Source organism: Prevotella sp. P2-180 (assembly GCF_002251435.1).
GTDB lineage: Bacteria > Bacteroidota > Bacteroidia > Bacteroidales > Bacteroidaceae > Prevotella.
Map to the genome: position 1 here is coordinate 1 of NZ_NPJI01000017.1, position 1,805 is coordinate 1,805.

Annotated in this window: 3 protein-coding genes; all 3 read left to right on the forward strand. The window is 50.0% G+C overall.

Features of this window, described 5'->3' with window-relative positions:
• The coding region (locus CIK98_RS18475; RefSeq protein ID WP_216358949.1) for a hypothetical protein at positions 1-190 on the forward strand (190 nt) is incomplete at its 5' end.
• 20 nt (positions 191-210) lie between these two features.
• Positions 211-375 carry a hypothetical protein gene (locus CIK98_RS18480; RefSeq protein ID WP_216358950.1) on the forward strand — a complete coding sequence of 55 codons (165 nt, stop codon included), beginning with the start codon at positions 211-213 and terminating at the stop codon, positions 373-375.
• Positions 376-446: 71 nt separating this feature from the next.
• On the forward strand, positions 447-1,721 hold the full coding sequence (ltrA, locus tag CIK98_RS02610; RefSeq protein ID WP_094382733.1) for a group II intron reverse transcriptase/maturase: 1,275 nt from the start codon (positions 447-449) through the stop codon (positions 1,719-1,721).
• Positions 1,722-1,805: the final 84 nt, after the last annotated feature.

Genomic DNA, 1,805 nt, shown 5'->3' on the forward strand with positions numbered 1-1,805 from the left:
GTGTGCAGGCACTGGCATCAAACCCTCTGCAAGCTGCTGCAGTCGGAAACGTTGCGGTGGTGAGCGTTGCAGAGAGGTACGTATTACTGAGCTGAACGCAAGTGAACCATTCGATGAGGTGTCGTTAATCTTGGTTCAAGTCATGTCAAAAGTCAGAGTCGGACAGTTCTGGCGACAAGCAATGCAATAACCTGTCTATGGCATTGCGGCATGCGGCATAGAGGTGGCAGGACAGTAATACAGGCTCGTTGGCGGAACGTGGGAAGCAGAAGACGGAATGCCAAGGGAAATGCCGAAAGTGACGAACAAGGCAGAAACGTACCGAAGTCCGCTTCTGTGGCGGATTGCCCCGTAGTAGCGTTGAAGTGTCTGTAATGGACATGGAGCGAAGGGGGTGACACACTCAAGCAACTGGAATTATACAACTCTTAAACAAAGAGGAGGATATGATGAAAGAAGCAAAACCATTTGTGATAGACAAGACGTTAATCTACAAGGCTTACCTTAAGGTAAAGGAAAACAAAGGCAGTGCAGGCGTTGACTCGGTCGGCATTGAAGATTATGAGAAAGACTTGGACAACCGCCTCTACAAGCTGTGGAACCGAATGAGTTCGGGTTCCTACATGCCGAATGCCGTTCGGCTTGTGGAGATACCGAAGCCTGGTGGCGGCAAGCGTCCCTTGGGCATACCTACGGTAGAAGACCGTATAGCCCAGCAGGCAGCGGTATTGTTCATAGAGCCGTCCATAGAACCCTGCTTTGACCAAGACTCGTATGGTTATCGTCCAAACCGCTCCGCTTCCGATGCCATAGCCAAGGCACGTGAGCGATGTTTCAAATTCGGTTGGGTATTGGATATGGACATATCCAAGTTCTTCGACACGATAGACCACGACCAGCTAATGAAGGCAGTGGAACATCATGTACGTGAGAAATGGGTGCTGCTCTATATCCGCAGGTGGCTCAAAGTCCCTTACCGCACGTCAAAGGGAGAGACGATAGAACGCACTATGGGAGTGCCTCAAGGCTCGGTCATAGGTCCGGTTCTTGCCAATCTGTTTCTCCACTACACGTTCGACAAGTGGATGCGCATCCACTACCCGAATATACCATTTGAACGTTATGCCGATGATACGATATGTCATTGTGTGAGCAAGGCGCAGGCGGAACATCTGAAGGAAGTTCTGACCTGCCGCTTTGAACAATGCCGCTTGAAACTCAATGCGGAGAAGACCAAGATAGTGCAATGCCCCACATCAACCCGAAAGAAGGTTGAAGGCTATGAAGCTTCCTTCGACTTTCTCGGCTATACTTTCCAATGCCGCAAGTCATGGAATCGAAAGCAGCGTCAGTGCTTCACGAGCTTTCTCCCCGCCATCAGCAAGAAATCGGTGAAGAAGCTGCATGAGAAGATGAAGGAGTGGAAGCTGCATTCCCATCTTGACTGGAAACTCCAACAGGTAGCAGTAGAGATTGAGAGCCAAGTGCGAGGTTGGTACAATTACTACAACAAGTTTGGCAAGACCGAGTTTGTCAAAGTTATGAACCACCTGAACATGGTGCTTGCCTATTGGATACGCAGGAAATACAAGCGCTTCCACCGCAAGCCCATTGTCAAGGCTTTCAGTTGGCTGCAAGAGATAGCGGGCAAAGACCGCAGTCTTTTCTATCATTGGCAGAGAGGTCAGACTCCAAGGTTATGTCTATGCACAAAGAGTTGAGTGTGAAGAGCCGTGTGAGGGGAGACTTTCACGCACGGTTCTGTGAGAGGGTGAGGGTGAAACTCCCTCGCTCTACTCGACCTA